The organism is Streptomyces sp. NPDC055099 (assembly GCF_053607685.1).
This window is the reverse complement of record NZ_JBSGUA010000005.1, coordinates 344761-365986: the sequence shown is the minus strand read 5'-3', so window position 1 is coordinate 365986 and position 21226 is coordinate 344761. Positions and strand designations below refer to the sequence as shown.

Below are 21226 nucleotides of genomic sequence, written 5' to 3'. Positions count from 1 at the left end.
CCGGACAAGTTCTGAAAACCTTGTCCGGGCGGCGACTAATATCTCTGCATGACAGACCTCACCACGCCGCCAACGACGAGCAGCGAAACAGCACGCTGGGCCCCCGGCTCCCACGTCCTGTGGCGGTACAAGGAGAACGCCGGGAACGGCATTCACATCTGCCGGCCCGTCACGGTCGTACGGGACACCGAAGAGCTGCTCGCCGTCTGGATGGCGCCCGGCACGGAATGCGTGAAACCCGTCATGGCCGACGGGACTTCCGTCCATCAGGAGCCACTCGCCACCCGCTACACGAAGCCTCGCGCCCTGCGCAGGGGCCACTGGTCCGGCACCGGCGTGCTGAAGCTGGCACGCCCCGCGGAACCGTGGTCGGTGTGGCTCTTCTGGGACCCGGGATGGCGGTTCAGGAGCTGGTACGTGAACCTCGAGGAGCCACGCACCCGTTGGGCCGGAGGCATCGATTCCGAGGATCACTTTCTGGACATCTCCGTACGGCCGGACCGGACGTGGCAGTGGCACGACGAGGACGAGTTCGCCCAGGCCCAGCGCGCCGGCCTGATGGGCGCCGAAAAGGCACGGGAGGTACGGGCGGCCGGGCAGGCCGCCATCGACGTGATCCGCTCGTGGGGCCGGCCCTTTTCGGACAACTGGCAGCACTGGCGGCCCGATCCGGACTGGGCGATTCCACCCCTTCCGGATGACTGGGACCGCACGCCCGCGCATGTGACGTCATGAGACCCTTGATGCGCCCCCATGGTTCAAACGTAGGATCGTCCTCCGCAAGGGCGCACAGCAGCAACTCAGCAGCAACTCCCTGAGCTTGCGCGTTGCCTGACAGGATGTCATCGAGGGGCGGCAGAACGTGAGCGAGGCGAGCGAGTTCGACGGGTACGGCGGGCCACCCGGCCCGCTGCCCGACCGGACGGGCCAGGCCGAGGCCTTCGACGCCATCGGCAGGCACTACGACGAGGCCTTCCCCCACAAGGACGGGCAGCTGGCCGCGGGCCGCCGGCTCGCCGACGCACTGCCGCCCGGTTCCAGGGTGCTCGACGTGGGCTGCGGCACCGGCGTCCCGACCTCCCGTCAACTCGCCGACGCCGGGCACCTCGTCCTGGGCATCGACCTCTCCTCGGGCATGCTCGACCTCGCCAGGAAGAACGTGCCCGCGCACAACGCCGAATTCCGGCAGCTCGACGTGGCGGCACTGCGCGCCGAAGGCCCGGACGGCATCGGGACGTTCGACGGGATCGCGGCATTCTTCGCTCTCCTGATGCTGCCGCGCGCCGAAATCCCGTACGCTCTGCGGCTGCTGCACGGACTGCTGCGCCCCGGCGGCCTGCTCGCGCTGTCCATGGTCGAGGCCGACCTGGACGACGCGGGGATTCCGTTCCTGGGGCACACAATCCGGGTATCCGGTTACCTGCGGGAGGAACTGCGGCAGGTCGTACGTGACGCGGGCTTCGACATCCTCGAAGAGGACACGTACTCCTACGCCCCGGCGAGCACCGAAGTACCACCCGAGCACCAGCTCTTTATGCACTGCCGACGCGGCTGACCAACGTAGCCACCGGACACCAAGGCGCAGCCCCGGACGGACGGATTCGAAACGCGTGACGGAGCACTCCATCCCCGACGAGGGCCGACAGCCCCGAGCTGCCCGGCCCGCCGCCCCCGCGGAACCCCGCGGGGCGCAGGCGCGTGCCCGCAAGGCGCGGGACACCCCGGGCGCGGCCGCTCTCCCCGCACAGGCCCAGGCCCGTACGGGCGACTGCACCGCGAGCCCGAGTGACGAGCACTCCCAGCCGTCCGGGCTCCCCGGACAGCAGCCCGACCCGCACCGGCCGCGCCCCGACCAGGGAACCGGGCAGGGTGACGGGCAGGGCGGCGGACACGACGAGCCCGACGGCGTCCTTACGGGCGCCCCCGGCGGTGAGGAGCGGCGTACGGGACAGCCACGACCCGCGGGCCCCGCGGCGATGCGGCGCGACGGCGACCGGCTGCGCTTCGTGGGCGCCGCGACCCGGCGCATCGCCCGCGGCATCGACCTGGACGAGATCGTCATGGGCCTGTGCCGGGCCACGGTGCCGACGTTCTCCGACGCGATACTGGTCTATCTGCGCGACCCGCTGCCGGTCGGCGAGGAGCGGCCGAGCGGCGCGCTCATCCTGCGGCTGCGCCGCACCGACCGGCTGCGTTCGATCGAGGAAGGGGCGGAGGAGCCCGACACCGACGGCGCCGTCATGCCCTCCCTCCAGGTGCAGAGCGACCTGGTGACGACCACCGAGCTGTGCGAGGTGCGCCCCGGCGGTGCCCTCGCCGAGGTCCTGCGCGGCGTGCGCCCGGTCTTCGCCGACGCCCCCGCCGCCCGCGCCGCGCTGCCCGAACTGCTCGGCGAGGGGCGCTCCGTGCCCTCGGGGCAGCGCACGATCCTCGCGCCGCTGCGGGGCAGACGCCGGGTGATCGGCGCGGCGGTGTTCCTGCGCCGCCCCGACCGGCCCGCGTTCGAGAACGACGACCTCCTCGTCGCCGCCCAACTGGCCACGCACAGCGCGCTCGGCATCGACAAGGCCGTGCTCTACGGCCGCGAGGCGTACATCGCCGACGAACTGCAGCGCACGATGCTGCCCGAGACCCTGCCGCGCCCCACCGGCGTGCGCCTCGCGTCCCGCTATCTCCCGGCCGCCGAGACGGCCCGGGTCGGCGGCGACTGGTACGACGCGATCCCGCTGCCCGGCAGCCGGGTCGCGCTCGTCGTGGGTGACGTCATGGGGCACTCCATGACATCGGCGGCGATCATGGGTCAGCTGCGGACGACCGCACAGACCCTGGCCGGGCTCGACCTGCCGCCCCAGGAGGTCCTGCACCACCTGGACGAGCAGGCCCAGCGGCTCGGCTCGGACCGCATGGCGACCTGCCTCTACGCGGTCTACGACCCGGTCGCGCACCGCATCACCATCGCCAACGCCGGTCATCCGCCGCCCGTCCTGCTGCACCTGGGCGGCCGCGCGGAGGTCCTGCGGGTCCCGCCGGGCGCCCCCATCGGCGTGGGCGGCGTGGACTTCGAGGCCGTGGAGCTTGACGCGCCCGCGGGCGCCACGCTGCTGCTCTACACGGACGGCCTCGTCGAGTCCCGTCTGCGCGACGTGTGGACGGGCATAGAGCAGCTTCGCGAACGGCTCGCCGCCACCGCCCAGTTGACGGGCCATGACCATCCGCCGCCCCTTGAGGCCCTCTGCGACGACGTGCTCGACATGCTCGGCCCCGGCGACCGGGACGACGACATCGCGCTGCTCGCCGCCCGCTTCGACGGCATCGCGCCGAGCGACGTCGCGTACTGGTTCCTGGAACCGGAGGACGCCACGCCCGCCCGCGCCCGCCGCCTGGCCCGCAGCGCATTGGAGCGCTGGGGTCTGGAGGAGTTGACCGATTCCCTGGAGCTCCTGGTCAGCGAGGTCGTCACGAACGCCGTGCGGTACGCGTCACGCCCCGTGACCCTGCGCCTGCTGCGTACGGACGTGCTGCGCTGCGAGGTCGGCGACGACGTGCCGCAACTGCCGCGCTTGCGCCAGGCGCGGGCCACGGACGAGGGCGGTCGTGGGCTCTACCTGGTCAACAAGCTGGCCCGGCGCTGGGGCGCGACGCGCCTGAGCACCGGAAAGGTCGTCTGGTTCGAGCTGAACCACAGCTGAGCGCGCTGCGGTGCACGGCGAAGGCGCCGGAAGCGGATGCTTCCGGCGCCTTCGCCGTGCCATGGGGCCGTCAGTCCCTGCCGGGCCGCCCGTTCGGGTTCTCCGGGATCTCGATGGAGTCCGTCGGGTCCGGCTCCTCCGGATCGTCCGTCGGCTCCTGGGTGGTGGGCTCCTCCGTCGGCTCCTCGGTGGTCGGCTCCTCCGTCGGCTTCTCCGTCGTCGGGTCGTCCGTCGGCGGCTTCGTCGTCGGGTCCTCGGTCTCCGAGGGCTCCTCCGTCGGCTCCTTGGGGGCCTGCGTCGTCGGCTCCGGGGGCGGCGCGACGGCCGCGCCCATCGAGGTGTCCAGATCGAACTCGCTGGGCGAGCCCATCGCGTCGAAGGTGTACGCCGCCCAGATCTGCGCCGGGAAGCTGCCGCCGTCGACACGCGGCAGACCGCCCGCGCCTCTCATGGAGACCTGCTTGCTCTGCTCGGCGGTGCCCGCGGCGCCCTCGCCGAACAGGCCGACGGAGGTGACCAGCTTCGGCGTGTAGCCGGTGAACCAGGCCGACTTGTTGTCGTCGGACGTACCGGTCTTGCCCGCCACGTCCTGTACGGGGCTGCGCACCGCGCGGCCCGTTCCGTCGTCGACCACGCCGGTCAGGACCGAGGTGAGCGAGTCGGCGGTGCCGCGCTCGACGACCTGTTCGCCGATCGCGTCCGGCAGTTCGATCGTGCGGTCCTTGTGCTCGACGGACGCCACGATCTGCGGGGTGACCTTCTTGCCGTGGTTGTCGAGCGTCGCGTAGACGCCCGCCATCTCCAGCGGGCTCGCGCCCATGGTGCCCAGGGTCTGGGCGGGCACGGCGGGCAGATCCTCGACGTCCATGCCGAGCTTGCCCGCGGTCTCCAGGACCTCGTCCATGCCGACGTCCACGCCCATCTGCGCGAAGACGGAGTTGATGGACTTGTTCATCGCCTTCTGGACGGTGACCGGGCCGTAGCTCTTGTCGTCCTCGTTCGGCGGCGCGAAGGCGACGTCGCTGCCCTTGACCGGGCGCTCGCTGGTGCCGTCGTAGACCGTGCTCGCCGTGATCGGCTGGCCGGACTGCGTCTTGGCGCCGTTCTCCAGGGCCGCGGCGAGGATCAGCGGCTTGAAGGTGGAGGCCGGCTGGTAGTCACGCCGGGTGGCGTTGTTCGTGTAGTGCTTGACGTAGTCTTCGCCGCCGTACATGGCCAGGACCTTGCCGGTCTTGGGGTCGACGGACGCGGCGCCCGCCTGCACCCGGGCGTCGGCCTTGCGCTTGTCGGGGTCGAGCTGGTCGTTCAGCTTCTTGTCGACGGCCTTCTCGAGAAGCTTCTGCTTCTTCTTGTCGATGTTGAGCGTGATCGTGTAGCCGCCCGCGTCGAACTGCTCCTCGCTGAGGTGGCCGGCCTTCATGACCTCGGCCTTGGCCTCCTTCACGAGATAGCCCGCCTGGCCCTCCAGGCCGGGCGCCGCCTTGGGCTCGTCCGGCTTGTCGAACGTCAGGCCCTCGCGCTCGCTCGCCGACAGCCAGTTCTCCTCGACCATGTTGTCGAGCACGTAGTTCCAGCGGGCCTTGACCAGCTTCTTGCTGGCGGGCGTGGCGGAGCTGTAGTCGTACTGGCTAGGGGCCTGGAGGAGCGCGGCGAGGTAGGCGCCCTGCGTGACGTTCAGCTTCTCGGCGTCGATGCCGTAGTACGCCTGGGCGGCGGCCTGGATGCCGTAGGCGCCGCGGCCGTAGTAGCTGGTGTTGATGTACCCGGCGAGGATCTTGTCCTTGCTGCTGTTCTGGTCCACCTTCAGCGAGATGACCAGTTCCCGGAACTTACGGGTCACCGTCTGGTCCTGCGTCAGGTAGTAGTTCTTGACGTACTGCTGGGTGATCGTCGAGCCGCCCTGCTTGCCCTTGCCGGTGACGGTGTTGATCAGGCCGCGGGCCGTGCCCTTGAAGTCGACGCCCTTGTCCTTGTAGAAGGACTTGTTCTCGGCGGCCACGAACGTGCGCTGGACCTTCTTGGGCACCTTGGCCAGGTCGACGACCTCGCGGTTCAGCTCGCCGGTCCTGGCGATGACATCGCCGTTCTTGTACTTGTAGACGTTGCTCTGGAGCTTGGCCGCCGCGTTGCCCTCGGGCACGTCGACCATCATATAGAGGACGACGAAGCCGAGCATGCCCAGCAGGCAGATCCCGAAGAACGTCCCGAGTATCTTCTTCAGCGTGAAGAAGCGGCGTATGCCCGTGCGCTTGGGTTTGCCGCCGCCGGCTGGGCGTACGCGCGCTGCCCGGCGCGCGCCGCGCTGCCGCGCCTGTCGCTCTTCCGCTCGGCCCATGGCTCTGAGTGCTCCGCTTCCGTCTAGTCCTCATGCGTACGTCGAGTCAGCTCATGAAGCTAACACCGCACCCTGGGACAAACGCCTGCCGATCCGGTCTTTTCCGGACGTGACAATGAGCACCTGTCCCTGATTACCGACGAACACAAGCCTCAGAAGGTTGCCCGCGTTTCGAACCTGTGAGCACCCCGTGACAGGTATACATGCCACGTATACACACGGTGTAGAGTGCTCCGCATGTCCATCGGTCACACCCTCCTCGGCCTTCTTGAGTCGGGCCCGCGCCACGGCTACGACCTCAAGCGCACCTTCGACGAGAAGTTCGGGCACGACAAGCCTCTGCACTACGGGCAGGTCTACTCGACCATGTCCCGCCTCCTGAAGAACGGCCTCGTTGAGGTCGACGGCATAGAGGCGGGCGGCGGCCCCGAGCGCAAGCGGTACGCGATCACCGAAGCCGGCATCACCGATGTCGAGCGCTGGCTCGCCACCCCCGAGAAGCCCGAGCCCTACCTCCAGTCGACCCTCTACACGAAGGTCGTCCTCGCGCTCCTCACCGAGCGCGACGCCTCGGAGATGCTCGACGCCCAGCGCGCCGAACACCTGCGCCTGATGCGCATACTCACCGACCGCAAGCGCAAGGGCGACCTCGCCGACCAGCTGATCTGCGACCACGCCCTCTTCCATCTCGAAGCCGATCTGCGCTGGCTGGAACTCGCCGCCGCACGCCTCGGCAAGCTCGCCCAGGAGGTCCGCTCCGCATGACCCCCGCCGGTTCCCTTCTCACCGCCTCCGGGCTCCGCAAGGCGTACGGTCCGACCACCGCGCTCGACGACGCCGAATTCTCCATCCACCCCGGCGAGGTCGTCGCCGTGATGGGCCCCTCCGGCTCCGGAAAGTCCACGCTCCTGCACTGCCTCGCGGGGATCGTCAGGCCCGACTCGGGCTCCATCACGTACAACGGCCGCGAGCTCACCGGCCTGCCGGACGCCACGCTGAGCGCCCTGCGCCGCAGCGAGTTCGGCTTCGTCTTCCAGTTCGGGCAGCTCGTCCCCGAGCTGACGTGCGTGGAGAACGTCGCGCTCCCCCTGCGGCTCAACGGCGCCAAGCGCAAGGACGCCGAGGCGACCGCCCGTACGTGGATGGAGCACCTGGAGGTCGAGGACGTGGCCGCCAAGCGGCCCGGCGAAGTCTCCGGCGGGCAGGGCCAGCGCGTCGCCGTGGCCCGCGCGCTCGCCACGAGCCCGCGCGTGCTCTTCGCCGACGAACCCACCGGCGCCCTGGACTCCCTCAACGGCGAGCGCGTCATGGAACTGCTCACCGACGCCGCGCGCTCGACGAACGCCGCCGTGGTCCTGGTCACGCACGAGACGCGGGTCGCCGCCTACTCCGACCGCGAGATCGTCGTACGCGACGGCAGGTCACGGGACATGGAGCGGGCGATATGAGTCTCGACTCGCGCGCCAAGGCCGAGACGGTGGCCCGGCCGCCGCTCGCCGACGCCACCGCGACCGTGTCCAAGGGGGGACCCCGCGCCTTCGTCCGCGACCTCGCCATGGGCATCCGCTTCGCCGTCGGCGGCGGCCGCGAGGGCTGGACCCGCACCCTCCTGACGGCGGTCGGCGTCGGCCTCGGCGTGGCCCTGCTGCTCGGCGCCGCGTCCGTGCCCACGCTGCTCCAGCACCGCGAGGACCGCTCGGTGGCCCGCTCGGCCGAGGACCAGTTCTCGGGCAAGAAGGTCGAGCGCTCGGACTCCACGGTCCTCCAGCGGGACCTTCCCACCGACTTCCGCGACGCGACGGTGAGCGGCCGCGTGCTGCGCGCCGACGGCGCGCACCCGGCCCTGCCGCCCGGCCTTGAGAAGATCCCGGCGGACGGCGAGATGGTCGTCTCGCCCGCCCTGCGCGAACTCCTGGACAGCTCCGACGGCGCCCTCCTGAAGGAGCGGTTCGGTGAGTACCGGGTCACGGGCACCATCGGCGACGCGGGCCTGACCAACCCCAGGGAGCTCTACTACTACGCGGGCTCCGACGCCCTCACCCCGGCCAAGGGCGGCCACCGCGTGGCCGACTTCGGCTACAAGGAACCCGCGGAACCCCTGGACCCGCTGCTGATCGTCCTGGTCGTCCTGATCTGCGTGGTCCTGCTGACCCCAGTGGTCATCTTCGTCGGCACGGCGGTCCGCTTCGGCGGCGACCGGCGCGACCGGCGTCTGGCCGCGCTGCGTCTGGTCGGCGCGGACGCCCACAGCGTGCGGCGGATCGCGGCGGGCGAGGCCCTGTGCGGCGCGCTGCTCGGCCTGGCGCTCGGCGGTCTGTTCTTCCTGGGCGTGCGCGAGGTGATCGGCACCCTCGAAGGGTGGAAGATCAGCGCGTTCCCCTCCGACGTGGTGCCGGTGCCCGGTCTCGCCGTCCTCGTCCTGCTCGCCGTGCCGGTCACCTCCGTCGTCGTCACGCTGATCTCGCTGCGGGCCGTCTCCATCGAGCCGCTGGGCGTCGTGCGCAACACCAAGCCGCGCAAGCGCCGCCTGTGGTGGCGCGTCGTGATGCCGCTCGTCGGCCTCGGCATCCTCCTTGCCGCGGGCCGGGTCGGCGGCGACTACGCCCCGCCGGTCTTCGCCATCGGCGCCGGCGCGACGCTCACCCTGGTGGGCCTGGCGGTGCTGCTGCCCTGGCTCGTCGAGACCAGCGTGACGCGGCTGCGCGGCGGCGGGCCCGTGCCCTGGCAACTGGCCACCCGAAGGCTCCAGTTGAGCAGCGGTACGGCGGCACGTGCGGTCAGCGGCATCACGGTCGCGGTGGCGGGCGCCATCGCCCTGCAGATGCTGTTCGTCGCGATGCACGACGACTTCAACACGACGACGGACAACGACCCCGCCCGGGCCAAGATCTCGGTGCGCGCGGAAGTCGGCGACGGTGCGCTCGCCGGACGGATGATCGAGAAGTTCCGCGCCACCAAGGGCGTCAAGAACGTCATCGCCACGACCACCTCGTACGTCGTGCGGCCGGGCAAGCTGGAGAGCGGCGAGGACTTCCGGCCCCTCACGGAGCTGACGGTCGGCACCTGCGCGAACCTGCGTGAGCTGGCCCGCATCGGCTCGTGCCGGGACGGCGACACCTTCGTCGTGCACACCGGCAACAAGAGGCTGAACGCGTGGGTGGACAAGTCGGCCCGCCCCGGCAAGCCGGTCGACCTGAGCGTCGACAGCTGGGACGACCCCGGCAAGCGGCACGTCCCCTGGACGCTGCCCGCCGACGCCCGCACGGTCAAGGCCCGCCCCGACCCGGGCGGCGACCTGCACGACGGCATCTACGCGACGCCCGGCGCGATCGACGTCTCCAAGATGAAGGACGCCTCGACGACGGCGATGATCCAGGTGGACCCGAAATCCCCGGACGCCGAGGAGTACATCCGCAACACCGCGGCCCACGTCGACCCGTTCCTCCAGGTGATGACGCTTCGGGCGGTCGAGCGCGACAAGCAGTACGCCACCATCCAGACCGGCCTGCAGATCGGCGCGATGGCGACGATGGCGCTCATCGCGGCGTCCATGCTGGTCTCGATGATCGAGCAACTGCGGGAGCGCAAGCGCCTCCTCGCCGCCCTCACCGCGTTCGGCACGCGCCGCGCGTCGATGGCGTGGTCGATCCTGTGGCAGACCGCGATCCCGGTCGCGATCGGCCTCGCGCTCGCCGTGGCGGGCGGGCTCGGCCTCGGCTGGGTCATGGTCCGCATGATCCAGAAGTCGGTCACCGACTGGTGGCTCTTCGCCCCCCTGACGGTCGCGGGCGCCGCCCTCGTCGCGGTCGTGACCGTGCTCAGCCTGCCGCCGCTGTGGCGCATGATGCGCCCGGACGGCCTGCGCACGGAGTAACTCCCCCACCAGGGGCGGTACGTTGCCGGTGCGGGGTCACACCACCCGCACCGGCAACGGCTTCACGGCCCCCCGCATCGCGGCGGCCAGCGCCTCGTACTCCGCCGCGCGCGCGGCGCCCGTACGCATCGCCAGGGCGATCCGCCGGGTCGGCGCCGGGTCCGCGAAGTACCCGGTGAGCAGCTGATTGCTGCGGCTGGTCTCCACGCGGACCGCGGTGCGCGGGAGCAGCGTCACGCCGAGCCCGCCGGCCACCAGCTGTACGAGGGTGGAGAGCCCGGCGGCCGTCGTGGTCACGGGGGCGTCGGCGCGCCCGGCCTCCCGGCAGATGTCCAGGGCCTGGTCGCGCAGGCAGTGCCCCTCGTCGAGCAGCAGCAGGTTCAGCTCGCGCAGGGCTTCGCGCGGGATTCCCTCCCGGCCGCCGAGCCAGTGGTCGAGCGGCGTGACGAGCACGAAGTCCTCGTCGAACAGGGGGAGTTCGGTGACGCCGGGCACGCCGAGCGGCACGGCGAGAAGGAGCAGGTCGAGCCGTCCGGCACCGAGCCCCTCGATCAGCGAGGAGGTCTGCTCCTCGTGCACCTGGAGGTCCAGGTCCGGGTACTTCTCGTGGACGAGTCCTATGAGCGTGGGCAGCAGGTAAGGCGCCACCGTCGGGATCACGCCGAGCCGCAGCGCCCCGGTGAACGGCGCGCGCACCGCGTCGGCCTCCTCCATCAGCGCCCCGACCTCTTCGAGCACGGCCCTGGCCCGCACCGCGAGGCGCTCGCCGGCCGACGAGAGCAGCACCTTGCGGGTCGTACGCTCGAGCAGGGTGACACCGAGTGTCTCCTCCAGGGCGGACACGGCACCGGAGAGCGCGGGCTGGCTCATCCCTATTGCTACCGCCGCGTCCCTGAAGTGCAGATGTTCGGCCACGGCCGCGAAGGCACGCAGCTGGGCCAGGCTGGGCTGCTTGCCCCTATTTATGGCTCGCACTGATAGCCACCTCCGATCAACAGAACAGAGTGTAGCTATTTCCCTAATCAATGCACTCTGTGCCACGATCGACAGCAGTCCAACCCCCTGGAGCCCCTTACCCGGGTTCCTACGCTGCAAGGAGAGTCCGTGCTCACTGTCGGTGACAAGTTCCCCCAGTTCGATCTGACCGCCTGCGTCTCCCTGGAGAAGGGCGCCGAGTTCAAGCAGATCGACCACAAGACCTACGAGGGCAAGTGGAAGATCGTCTTCGCGTGGCCCAAGGACTTCACCTTCGTGTGCCCGACCGAGATCGCCGCCTTCGGCAAGCTGAACGACGAGTTCGCTGACCGCGACGCCCAGATCCTCGGCTTCTCCGGTGACTCCGAGTTCGTGCACCACGCCTGGCGCAAGGACCACCCGGACCTGACGGACCTGCCCTTCCCGATGCTGGCCGACTCGAAGCACGAGCTCATGCGTGACCTCGGCATCGAGGGCGCGGACGGCTTCGCTCAGCGCGCCGTCTTCATCGTCGACCAGAACAACGAGATCCAGTTCACGATGGTGACCGCCGGTTCCGTGGGCCGTAACCCCAAGGAGGTCCTCCGGGTCCTCGACGCCCTCCAGACCGACGAGCTCTGCCCCTGCAACTGGACCCAGGGCGACGAGACGCTCGACCCGGTCGCGCTGCTCTCGGGCGAGTGAACGGAAGGTACTGACATGGCACTCGACGAACTGAAGTCCGCCGTACCGGACTACGCCAAGGACCTGAAGCTGAACCTCGGCTCGGTCATCGGCAACTCGGACCTGCCCAAGCAGCAGCTCTGGGGCACGGTGCTCGCCTGCGCGATCGCCTCCCGCTCCCCGAAGGTGCTGCGCGAGCTGGAGCCCGAGGCGAAGGCGAACCTCTCCCCCGAGGCGTACACCGCCGCCAAGTCGGCCGCGGCCGTCATGGCGATGAACAACGTCTTCTACCGCACGCGCCACCTGCTCTCCGACCCGGAGTACGGGACGATGCGCGCCGGCCTGCGGATGAACGTCATCGGCAACCCGGGCGTGGAGAAGGTCGACTTCGAGCTGTGGTCTCTCGCGGTCTCCGCGATCAACGGCTGCGGCCAGTGCCTGGACTCGCACGAGCAGGTCCTGCGCAAGGCCGGGGTCGACCGCGAGACGATCCAGGAAGCCTTCAAGATCGCCGCCGTGATCCAGGCGGTCGGCGTGACGCTGGACTCTGAGGCAGTGCTCTCCGAGTAGGACGCGTCGTTCGATACGCGAAGGGCCCCTCCGACCTCTGGTCGGAGGGGCCCTTCGCGTTGCCCGGGTCTACTCGGCGGTGCGTTCCCGCTCCACCGGCGCGACGTCCAGCGCGGTGGCGCCCCGCGGCTGCGGCGCCTGTTTGAGGGCGGCCTCGCGGGAGTACGCCCGCAGGTAACCCACCACCGTGTTCGTCACGGCGACGAGCGGCACGGCCACCACCGCCCCGCCGATCCCGGCGACCAGGCCGCCCGCGGCCACCGAGAGCACCACCGCGAGCGGATGCACCCGTACGGCACGGCCGAGGATGAACGGCTGCAGGATGTGGCCCTCGATCTGCTGCACGGCCAGGACCACCACCAGCGTCATCACCCCGGTGAAGACGCCCTGGGTCACCAGGCCCACCACCACGGCGAGCGCACCCGAGATGACCGCGCCCACCAGCGGGATGAACGCGAACAGGAAGATGAAGACGGCCAGCGGCACCGCCATCGGCACTCCGAGGAAGTAGATCCCGAGACCGATGAAGATCGCGTCGATCAGAGCCACTATCACCGTGCCGCGCACATAGGCCGTCAGCGTGCGCCAGGCACGCGGCCCCGCGCCCGCGATGCCGGGCCGCGCGGGCGCCGGGACCAGCTTCAGGACCCACTGCCAGATGCGCTTGCCGTCGTAGAGCAGGAACAGCGTCGAGAACATCGCGAGCAGGATGCCCGTCATGGCCTCCACGATGACGGTGACCCCTTCGAGACCCGCCGACGTCAGTTCCTCGGTGTTCGCCCCGACCGCCTCGCGCAGGCTCTTGGCGATGTCGTTGATCTGGTCCTCGGTGACGTGGAACGGGCTGGTGAGCAGCCAGTTGCGCAGATCGTCGATGCCGTCCTGGACCTGACTGGAGAGCGTGTCCGCGTTGTCCATGACCTGCCAGACCACGAACCAGCCGACCAGACCGATGATGACGAAGCCGAGCACGGCCGTGAGGACCGTCGCGAGCCCCCTCGGCAGACCGAGCCGCCTGAGCCGGGCCACCGTCGGCTGGAGCATCGCGGTGATGAGCAGCGCGGCGACGAAGGCGAAGACGACGAGCTGCACGGCGCTGATGACCTTCATCAGCACCCAGAGCGTGCCCGCGAGGACAAGAAGGCGCCAGCCGGCCTCGGCCGCGACCCGCATCCCCCACGGCACCGCCGCGACGGGGTCGGGCCGTGCCGCTATGTCCGGGGCGTACGAGGGCGGGGCGGGCACGACCTGCTCCTCCGCGGCAGCGTCGCCCTCGGCGGCGGCGGCCTCATCGGCGAAAGCTCGCCGCGAGGTCCTGAAGCCGTCCTCAGGGCCGGAATCGGGCTCGTCGCGCCCCATCCGTTCCCCCACCTGAGACAGCCCGGCACCGATCCGGCCGATCCACCCTGGCACTCGCGACATGATCCGTCCTCTTCCCCCGTCTTGCCCCACCACTCCCCCCTGGAAGTTGTCGGAATGACCGTACACGGCTGAGACCCCCCACCGAAGGACGGTGAGGGGCCTCAGAAGGTTGAGCGCCTGACGGCTCAGTACCAGTTGTTCGCCTGCCAGAAGTCCCAGGCTCCGCACGGGCTTCCGTAGCGGTCGTTCATGTAGCCGAGACCCCACTTGATCTGCGTGGCGGGGTTCGTCTGCCAGTCGGCACCGGCCGAGGACATCTTGGAACCGGGCAGCGCCTGGACGAGGCCGTAGGCACCCGAGGAGGGGTTGCTGGCCTTGTAGTTCCAGGTGGACTCGTGGTTGACGATGTTGCTGAAGCACTGGAACTGGTCACCGGGGACCATCTGCCGTGCCATCGCCTGGACCTGCGAGACGGAGTACGAGGACTGCGGGGCGAAGTCCGAGGCGTCGCGCGCGGAAGAACGGCTGGCCTTCGTCTCGGCCTGCTCGCGCTCCTTCTTGGCCGCGGCCTTCTCCGCCTTCTCGGCGGCCTCGGCCTTCTCCGCGGCCTTCTGCTTCGCGATCGCCGACTCGGCGGCCTTCTTGCGGGCCGCTTCTGCCGCGGACTTCTTCGCGGCCGTGTCCGCAGCCATGGCCTGTGCGTCGGCCTGCTGCGTCAGGGACGCGGTCTGCACCTGGGCCTGCTGACCCGCGGGGATGTCTGCGAGGAGAGTCGCGTCGCTTGCCGTCGCCTCGAAGTCGTTGTCATTCGAGGCGCCCGGGGTGCTGCCCGAGGCGACACCGACGACAGCGCCAACAGTGGTGACCGCGGTGGCGGATGCCACGGCGAATCCCCGGACCGAAATCCGGCTCACACGGTTTCCTTCCAGCATCGCCCGCATAGGTGACCTCGCGGACGCAATCGTGCCCCTGACGCTGGCCTCCGCTGGTATCTCGGTCACGGGAGGCACGGGCCCGGTGGGCAACCCCCGTTGTGGGAGCGCCGCGTGGTGCTCGGGCGGCATGCGACGACCACTATGAAGTTCTGGTGTTTCCGAGTTGCAGTACCGCAGGGGGTACCGGTGTGTCGCATGCGGGGCCTGACAGGACCCAGACTCTGCCCCAGCCGGATGCCGCAAGGCAATTCTCCGTGCCGTGTGAAAGCTCACACCTCGTTTGCCCCAGGAGTTTTTCGGAAAAGGGCGGACGCCAAGACGCCGCCCGGCTAAGCTCCTTCGCTTCGCCGGGCGGCGCCAACTACCGCGTAACCAGGGTGAACTGGTCAGATCTGGCCGTCCTCCAGCATTTCGGTCACGAGCGCCGCGATCTGCGAGCGCTCGGAGCGGGTGAGCGTGACGTGGGCGAAGAGCGGATGGCCCTTCAGCTTCTCGACGACGGCAACTACCCCGTCGTACCGCCCCACTCGGAGGTTGTCGCGCTGGGCGACGTCATGGGTCAGCACGACCCGGGAGTTCGCCCCGATCCTGGACAGAACGGTCAAAAGGACGTTCCGTTCCAGGGATTGGGCCTCGTCGACGATCACGAACGCGTCATGCAACGAGCGCCCGCGGATATGGGTGAGAGGGAGCACTTCGAGCATGCCGCGCGCCGTCACCTCCTCGATGACCGCCTTGCCCGCGACCGAGCCCAGCGTGTCGAAGACCGCCTGGGCCCAGGGGCCCATCTTCTCGGCCTCGGTGCCGGGCAGATAGCCGAGCTCCTGCCCGCCCACCGCGTACAGCGGCCTGAAGACCATCACCTTCTGGTGCTGGCGGCGCTCGAGGACCGCCTCAAGTCCCGCGCAGAGCGCCAGAGCCGACTTGCCGGTGCCCGCCCGGCCGCCCATCGACAGGATGCCGATGTCCGGGTCGAGCAGCAGATCGAGCGCGATGCGCTGCTCCGCACTCCTCCCCTTGATGCCGAAGGCCTCCCGATCGCCGCGCACGAGACGGACATTGCCCTCGGCCGTGACACGGCCGAGCGCCTTGCCCCTCTCCGACTGGATGGTGAGGCCCGTGTGGACGGGCAGGTCGGCCGCCTCCGGCACATGCAGGGTCTCTTCCTCGAAGAGGAGGTCGACCTGTTCGCCGGAGAGGGTCAGTTCGGACATTCCGGTCCAGCCGGAGTCCGTGATGGCGAGCTCGGCGCGGTACTCCTCCGCGAGGAGGCCGACCGAGGACGCCTTGATCCTCAGGGGCAGATCCTTCGACACGACGGTGACGTCGTATCCCTCTGCCTGGAGGTTGCGCGCTACGGCGAGAATCCGTGAGTCGTTGTCCCCCAACCGGTAGCCGGCCGGAAGCACGCCGGGATCGGAGTGGTTGAGCTCGACGCGCAGCGTGCCGCCCAGGTCGCCGATCGGGATCGGCGCGTCCAGGCGACCGTGCCTCACCCGGCAGTCGTCCAGGAGGCGCAGGGCCTGCCGGGCGAAGTAACCGAGCTCGGGATGGTGCCGCTTCGCCTCGAGTTCCGTGACCACGACGACGGGCAGCACGACTTCGTGCTCGTCGAAGCGGTACATGGAGTTCGGGTCAGCGAGCAGAACGCTGGTGTCGAGAACATAGGTGCGCCTGTCGGGCATGCGGCGCTTTGTGCTGGTCACCACGGAAGGACGTACCCCCTCGGATGAGGTCGGGGAGCGACGGGAAGGATGCCGGGAGAAGTCCGGACCGGTCTCGTGCCGCATGCGCGGGCCGAGCTCCGGCCCTCCACTTCGCCCGTACTCACCGCACGGTCGTCCTGGTGCAAAGGGCCTCCCGGGCGGACGGCCCCATGCCGCCCGCTGAGATACGACATCCGTGAATCGGATGTCGACCTGGAAGGCTTATTCCCTCGAACGTGCGCAGCCATGCCAGGGCATATGACGGCGCGTCCGTGAACTCTGGGTTACTCACGCCCCACCGACGTGAGCACCTGGCGTGCCTCGTGGGGCGTCAGCCGCCGTAGCGCCGGTGCCTGGCCGCGTAATCACGCAGTGCGCGAAGGAAGTCGACCTTGCGGAAGGCGGGCCAGAAGACTTCACAGAAGTAGTACTCGGAGTGGGCCGACTGCCAGAGCATGAAGCCGGACAGGCGCTGCTCACCACTCGTTCGGATCACCAGGTCGGGGTCCGGCTGGCCGCGGGTGTAGAGGTGCTTGGAGATCAGGTCGACGTCGACGGTCTCGGCGACGTCCTCCAGGCTCGTGCCCTTGTCCGCGTGGTCCAGGATCAGCGAGCGGACCGCGTCGGCGATCTCCTGCCGGCCGCCGTACCCGACGGCCACGTTGACCAGTATTCCCTTGTTGCCGTGGGTGGCCTGCTCGGCCTCCTTCAGGACGGCCTGGGTGCGGGCGGGCAGCAGGTCCATCGTGCCCACGTGGTGCACACGCCAGCGGCCGTCGGTGGCGAGGCTGCGGACCGTGTCCTCGATGATGCCGAGGAGCGGGATGAGCTCCTGCTCGGGGCGGTCGAAGTTGTCCGTCGACAGCATCCACAAAGTGACGACCTCGACGTCCGTCTCGGCACACCAGCCGAGGAACTCCTCGATCTTGTACGCACCCGCCTGGTGGCCCTGTTCGGTGGTCCCGCCGGATGCCTTCGCCCAGCGCCTGTTGCCGTCGAGGATGACCCCGATGTGCTTGGGCACCTGATCGTGGTCGAGGCGGCCTTCCACCCGGCGTGCGTAAAGTCCGTACACCAGGTCGCGCAGGTTCACTTCTGTCAGCCCCTCCATGCAGATGGCAGTCCCCGAAGGCGAAAGCCTACCGCTGCGAGGGCGGGCCTCCGCCCTCGGGTGACGCGGTCCTCCGCCCCTTGGCGATGCGGGCCTGGCCCTCGGAAGTTGCATGGCTGAAGTAGCTTCATACCCATGAACGACACGTCTCTGTACCAAGCGGCAGCGGACCGATACGACACCATGGAGTACCGGCGCACGGGCCGCAGCGGTCTGAAGCTGCCCGCCGTCTCCCTCGGCCTGTGGCACAACTTCGGCGACGACAAGTCCCTGGAGAGCCAGCGGGCGATCCTGCGCCGCGCCTTCGACCTGGGCGTCACGCACTTCGACCTGGCGAACAACTACGGCCCCCCGGCCGGTTCGGCCGAGCTCAACTTCGGCAAGCTGTTCGCCCAGGACTTCGCCCCGTACCGCGATGAATTGGTCCTCTCGACCAAGGCGGGCTACCTCATGCACCCCGGCCCGTACGGCGAGTGGGGTTCGCGCAAGTACCTGCTGTCGTCCCTCGACGCCTCGCTCAAGCGGATGGGCGTCGACTACGTCGACATCTTCTACTCGCACCGCTTCGACCCCGAGACCCCGCTCGAAGAGACGATGGGAGCGCTCGCCTCCGCCGTACAGCAGGGCAAGGCGCTGTACGTCGGTGTCTCCTCCTACAACAGCGAGCAGACCGCCGAAGCGGCGCGCCTGCTGCGGGAGATGGGCGTTCCCGCGCTCATCCACCAGCCCTCGTACTCGATGATCAACCGCTGGACCGAGGACGACGGCCTGCTCGACACCCTCGAGGACGCGGGCATGGGCTGCATCTCGTTCGTGCCGCTCGCGCAGGGTTTGCTCACGAACAAGTACCTGAAGGGCATCCCGGAGGGTTCGCGCGCCACGCAGGGCAAGTCGCTCGACCCCGGCCTCCTGAGCGACGAGGTCGTGCGCCGTCTCAACGGCCTGAACGACATCGCGGCCCGCCGCGACCAGTCGCTCGCACAACTGGCCCTCAACTGGGTCCTGCGCGACGAGCGGATGACCTCCGCGCTCATCGGCGCCTCCAGCGTGAAGCAGTTGGAGGAGAACGTCGCGGCGCTGGCGGGCCCGAAGCTCACCGACGAGGAACTCACCGAGATCGACACGTTCGCGGTGTCGACGCCGGGGACGAACATCTGGGCCGGCCGCGGCTAGTCCTGGCGGAACGCCTCAGCCCGCGTATCCCTGCCCCGGGGCAGGGGTGCGCGGGCGCTTGAACCAGGCGCCGGCGGAACCCTGGCTGAGCAGGATCACGAGCGCGATCGAGCTTCCGACGAGGACGAGGCCGCCCGGGCCTGCACCTCGGCTGAGGGAGCCGAGCCCCACCAGGATCTGCACGCTGCTGAGCACGATCGACGCGACACGCTTCCCGTGACCGGGCACCTTGAAGCGGAAGGACAGCACGAACAGGGCGATCAGCAGGAAGTTGGCTCCGAGGACCGCGCCCGCGACCTCGGGCCCGTAGACCGCGCCGCCGATGATCGAACCGAGCAGGCACATCCCGGACAGCACCCAGATGATGATCTGCGCGGCGCGCACACCGCTCGGCTTCCCCTGCGGCGGCATGGGCCCGTAGCCCTGCCCGTATCCCTGCCCGTAACCGGGTCCGTACTCATGCCCGTAAGCGGGCCCGTACCCCTGTCCGTACCCGGGGCCGGGGTCCTGTGCGGGGCCCGGGTAGGCGGGTATTCCCGCTTGGGGGTTCTCGGGAGGCGGGGGGAATGGGGGGACCTGATTCGACATGTCCCTGACGATAGCCGCACGGTCCGCGCGGACGATCATGCGGGCTGGCGCGCATCCCCGGCCCTGCGGGCACAAAAAAATCGGGCCGGTCCATGGGGGGGGAGATGGACCGGCCCGAGGGGGGGTTTCCACCATAACCCTTCGTGAGGGAAGTCGCGCGCATCGGCGTGCCACAACTACTCTCCGAAATCGCCCGGCAACTCCACGGCCCTGCTCCCGCACCGCATTTCGGCCTTGGCGGCATATTCCGGCCTGCGCGGCGGTAGCCCATTGGAGGGACGGGGCATGGGGCGCCCGCTTGACGCGGCGGGTGTGGGGGCCGCTAGCTTCAGCCGGCATGGCGATGCTTCTGCTCCCGACCGGCCGCACGCTCCCCCTGGAGATCGCGGACTCCGCGGGCGCACGGCGGCGCGGGCTGCTCGGCCGTGACGGGGTGACCGGGGCGATGCTGCTGAGCCCGGCGAGCAGCGTGCACACGGTGCGGATGCGGTTCGCCGTCGACGTGGCGTACCTGGACCGGGAGCTGCGGGTGCTGTCCGTGCGGACGATGCGGCCCTGGCGGATCAGCCGCCCCCGGCCGCGGGCCCGGCACGTCCTGGAGGCGGAGGCCGGGGCGATGGCGGGGTGGGGCGTGCGCCGGGGGGTGCAGGTGCGGATCGAGGTGTGACCCGGCCGCGCAGAAGGCCGAGAGGTACGGAGAGAGGGGGCGCGCGGGGCCGCGCAGCCCCCTCCACCGCGCGGCACCGCACACGTGGCTTTGCTCACGCGAATTCGCCTTGGTCTGAACTTACGTGATTCTCGCCGCCGGATCGAGCCAGTCCGGATAACGATGCGGAATCAACGCCACCTGTTCCGGGTTCACTTGGCTTGTTCGGCTCGCTCGCCACGCTTGGCTAACGATCGTCCCCGGCAGGCAACCATCGGCCCGCTTTTCCCGTCAGGCGGCTTTGCCGTCCTTCTTGCACTCGCGGTTGGCAACGAGCTGCTGCATGTTCTCGTCGCCCCACACGCCCAGCGGGATCAGCGCCTCGTTCAGGGACGTGCCGAGGGGGGTCAGCGAGTACTCCACCTTCGGCGGGACCTCCCGGTACACCTCGCGATGCACGATGCCGTCGGACTCCAGCTCGCGGAGCTGCTGGATGAGGACCTTCTCGCTGATGCCGGCGATGTGCCGCCGGAGCTCGCCGAAGCGCAGCGTCTTGCCCGCGTACAGCGCCCAGAGGATCATCGGCTTCCACTTGCCGCCGACGACGTCCACGGCGGCGTCGAGCCCACAGACGTACATGGTCTTGGTCTCCTTGCCGCTCCCCCCGGAACGCCCGTCGCCGCTCCCCGACTTGCCCTCCGCGCCGCTCATCGGCATGGTCCACTCCTCGTGTCCGCAGAGCCAGTTCCCCGGTCGACAGTACCGAAGGGGACCCGACCCGGTATTGCCCCTGCCCCTGCTCCGGCCCCGGCCTCTGCCGCTTATCGCTTATCGCTTATCGCTTGCGGGCGTCGAAGAGGTGGCGGGTGCTGTGGGCGACGAAGGAGCCGTCCGTCTCGATCTGGTCGTGCAGTTCCCGCAGCCGCGACCAGTACCGCTCCACCGAGAAGTCCGGCACCATCCACACCACCTTGCGCAGGAAGTGGACGACGGCGCCGATGTCGTAGAACTCCATCCGCAGCCGTTCCGCCCGCAGGTCGACGATCTCCAGGCCCGCCGCTTCCGCCTCGGCCCGCTCGCCGTCGGGATGGCGTGCGTTCCGTACGTCCTCGGGCTGCGGACCGAGGAAGTACTCGACGACCTCGAAGACGCTGGCGGGGCCCACGTGCTGGGCGAAGTACGTACCGCCGGGGCGCAGCACGCGAGCGATCTCGTCGAAGTGGGCCTTCACCGGATGCCGGCTGGTGACCAGGTCGAACGCCTCCGCCGCGAAGGGCAGCGGCGCGTCCTCAGGCGAGGCCACGACCACCGCGCCCCGTGGATGCAGCAGCGAGGTCGCCTTGGCCACGTTCGGCGCCCAGCCCTCCGTGGCGACGACGAGCGGCGGCAGGGAAGGCGCGGACGCGAGGACCTCGCCGCCGCCGGTCTGGATGTCGAGGGATGCGGTGGCGTGCCCGAGCCGCTCCCCCATGGCGTGGGCGTAACGCCAGGAGGGCCGCTCCTCGGTGGCCCGCCCCTCGAACCACGAGAAGTCCCACCCCTCGGTCGGGGCCGACTCCGCTTCCGCCACAAGTACGTCGAAACCGCTCATGGCCCGAT

General features: G+C 69.8%; 19 protein-coding genes. 10 read left to right on the top strand and 9 right to left on the bottom strand.

Translation table 11 applies throughout. The features are described from left to right. The first annotated feature begins 48 nt into the window (after nucleotides 1–48). From fomD to ACWFRU_RS16170, 3 genes are all read left to right on the top strand, one after another. The gene (gene fomD, locus ACWFRU_RS16180) at nucleotides 49–735 is read left to right on the top strand and encodes a cytidylyl-2-hydroxypropylphosphonate hydrolase (protein WP_453687357.1); all 687 of its coding nucleotides are present in this window, start codon (nucleotides 49–51) and stop codon (nucleotides 733–735) included. A 127-nt stretch (nucleotides 736–862) separates the two neighbouring features. Next, on the top strand, nucleotides 863–1555 hold the full coding sequence (locus ACWFRU_RS16175; protein WP_453687355.1) for a class I SAM-dependent methyltransferase: 693 nt from the start codon (nucleotides 863–865) through the stop codon (nucleotides 1553–1555). Nucleotides 1556–1610: 55 nt separating this feature from the next. Further along, nucleotides 1611–3689 (top strand): SpoIIE family protein phosphatase, encoded by a 2079-nt coding sequence (locus tag ACWFRU_RS16170; protein ID WP_453687353.1) that lies wholly within the window; start codon nucleotides 1611–1613, stop codon nucleotides 3687–3689. A 70-nt stretch (nucleotides 3690–3759) separates the two neighbouring features. Here the strand turns inward: ACWFRU_RS16170 and ACWFRU_RS16165 are convergent, their stop codons facing one another. Then, nucleotides 3760–6024 (bottom strand): transglycosylase domain-containing protein, encoded by a 2265-nt coding sequence (locus ACWFRU_RS16165; protein ID WP_453687351.1) that lies wholly within the window; start codon nucleotides 6022–6024, stop codon nucleotides 3760–3762. Between the two features lie 237 nt (nucleotides 6025–6261). Here ACWFRU_RS16165 and ACWFRU_RS16160 point away from each other — a divergent pair, with 237 nt between their 5' ends. Genes ACWFRU_RS16160 through ACWFRU_RS16150 form a run of 3 tightly spaced genes read left to right on the top strand, consistent with a single transcriptional unit; the run spans nucleotide 6262 to nucleotide 9898 of the window. After that, a complete protein-coding gene (locus ACWFRU_RS16160) occupies nucleotides 6262–6789 on the top strand; it encodes a PadR family transcriptional regulator (RefSeq protein WP_160506940.1) in 528 nt (175 codons plus the stop codon). Then, nucleotides 6786–7472 (top strand): ABC transporter ATP-binding protein, encoded by a 687-nt coding sequence (locus ACWFRU_RS16155; protein ID WP_453687349.1) that lies wholly within the window; start codon nucleotides 6786–6788, stop codon nucleotides 7470–7472. The genes ACWFRU_RS16160 and ACWFRU_RS16155 overlap by 4 nt, the downstream gene beginning before the upstream one ends. Further along, entirely contained in the window at nucleotides 7469–9898 is a 2430-nt protein-coding gene (locus tag ACWFRU_RS16150) for an FtsX-like permease family protein (protein ID WP_453687347.1), read from the top strand. Before ACWFRU_RS16155 ends, ACWFRU_RS16150 begins: the two co-directional genes overlap by 4 nt. Before the next feature lie 36 nt (nucleotides 9899–9934). On the opposite strand, the gene ACWFRU_RS16145 is transcribed toward ACWFRU_RS16150, so the two are convergent. Further along, on the bottom strand, nucleotides 9935–10873 hold the full coding sequence (locus tag ACWFRU_RS16145) for a LysR substrate-binding domain-containing protein (RefSeq protein WP_453687345.1): 939 nt from the start codon (nucleotides 10871–10873) through the stop codon (nucleotides 9935–9937). Between the two features lie 129 nt (nucleotides 10874–11002). Between ACWFRU_RS16145 and ACWFRU_RS16140 the strand changes: the two genes are divergently transcribed. Both ACWFRU_RS16140 and ACWFRU_RS16135 read left to right on the top strand, forming a co-directional pair. After that, the gene (locus tag ACWFRU_RS16140; RefSeq protein ID WP_160506938.1) at nucleotides 11003–11557 is read left to right on the top strand and encodes a redoxin domain-containing protein; all 555 of its coding nucleotides are present in this window, start codon (nucleotides 11003–11005) and stop codon (nucleotides 11555–11557) included. A 15-nt stretch (nucleotides 11558–11572) separates the two neighbouring features. Next, nucleotides 11573–12106 (top strand): alkyl hydroperoxide reductase, encoded by a 534-nt coding sequence (locus ACWFRU_RS16135; protein ID WP_363307894.1) that lies wholly within the window; start codon nucleotides 11573–11575, stop codon nucleotides 12104–12106. Between the two features lie 69 nt (nucleotides 12107–12175). Here the strand turns inward: ACWFRU_RS16135 and ACWFRU_RS16130 are convergent, their stop codons facing one another. The 4 genes from ACWFRU_RS16130 to ACWFRU_RS16115 form a co-directional block, all read right to left on the bottom strand. Further along, nucleotides 12176–13528 carry an AI-2E family transporter gene (locus ACWFRU_RS16130; protein ID WP_453687343.1) on the bottom strand — a complete coding sequence of 451 codons (1353 nt, stop codon included), beginning with the start codon at nucleotides 13526–13528 and terminating at the stop codon, nucleotides 12176–12178. Nucleotides 13529–13653: 125 nt separating this feature from the next. Next, nucleotides 13654–14382 carry an aggregation-promoting factor C-terminal-like domain-containing protein gene (locus ACWFRU_RS16125; RefSeq protein WP_453687341.1) on the bottom strand — a complete coding sequence of 243 codons (729 nt, stop codon included), beginning with the start codon at nucleotides 14380–14382 and terminating at the stop codon, nucleotides 13654–13656. 407 nt (nucleotides 14383–14789) lie between these two features. After that, nucleotides 14790–16112: a PhoH family protein gene (locus tag ACWFRU_RS16120; RefSeq protein ID WP_453687339.1), complete on the bottom strand. Its 1323-nt coding sequence runs from the start codon at nucleotides 16110–16112 to the stop codon at nucleotides 14790–14792. A 328-nt stretch (nucleotides 16113–16440) separates the two neighbouring features. Beyond that, nucleotides 16441–17202, bottom strand: a complete 762-nt coding sequence (locus ACWFRU_RS16115; RefSeq protein WP_365820672.1) for an isoprenyl transferase — start codon at nucleotides 17200–17202, stop codon at nucleotides 16441–16443. Between the two features lie 153 nt (nucleotides 17203–17355). Here ACWFRU_RS16115 and mgrA point away from each other — a divergent pair, with 153 nt between their 5' ends. Further along, nucleotides 17356–18393 (top strand): L-glyceraldehyde 3-phosphate reductase, encoded by a 1038-nt coding sequence (mgrA, locus tag ACWFRU_RS16110; protein WP_453687337.1) that lies wholly within the window; start codon nucleotides 17356–17358, stop codon nucleotides 18391–18393. A 15-nt stretch (nucleotides 18394–18408) separates the two neighbouring features. Here the strand turns inward: mgrA and ACWFRU_RS16105 are convergent, their stop codons facing one another. Then, nucleotides 18409–18981 (bottom strand): hypothetical protein, encoded by a 573-nt coding sequence (locus tag ACWFRU_RS16105; RefSeq protein WP_453687335.1) that lies wholly within the window; start codon nucleotides 18979–18981, stop codon nucleotides 18409–18411. A gap of 337 nt (nucleotides 18982–19318) precedes the next feature. Here ACWFRU_RS16105 and ACWFRU_RS16100 point away from each other — a divergent pair, with 337 nt between their 5' ends. Further along, nucleotides 19319–19648: a DUF192 domain-containing protein gene (locus ACWFRU_RS16100; RefSeq protein ID WP_453687333.1), complete on the top strand. Its 330-nt coding sequence runs from the start codon at nucleotides 19319–19321 to the stop codon at nucleotides 19646–19648. Nucleotides 19649–19918: 270 nt separating this feature from the next. On the opposite strand, the gene ACWFRU_RS16095 is transcribed toward ACWFRU_RS16100, so the two are convergent. Next, entirely contained in the window at nucleotides 19919–20344 is a 426-nt protein-coding gene (locus ACWFRU_RS16095; RefSeq protein WP_453687331.1) for a winged helix-turn-helix transcriptional regulator, read from the bottom strand. A 118-nt stretch (nucleotides 20345–20462) separates the two neighbouring features. Then, nucleotides 20463–21218 carry a class I SAM-dependent methyltransferase gene (locus ACWFRU_RS16090; protein WP_453687329.1) on the bottom strand — a complete coding sequence of 252 codons (756 nt, stop codon included), beginning with the start codon at nucleotides 21216–21218 and terminating at the stop codon, nucleotides 20463–20465. Nucleotides 21219–21226 lie beyond the last annotated feature (8 nt).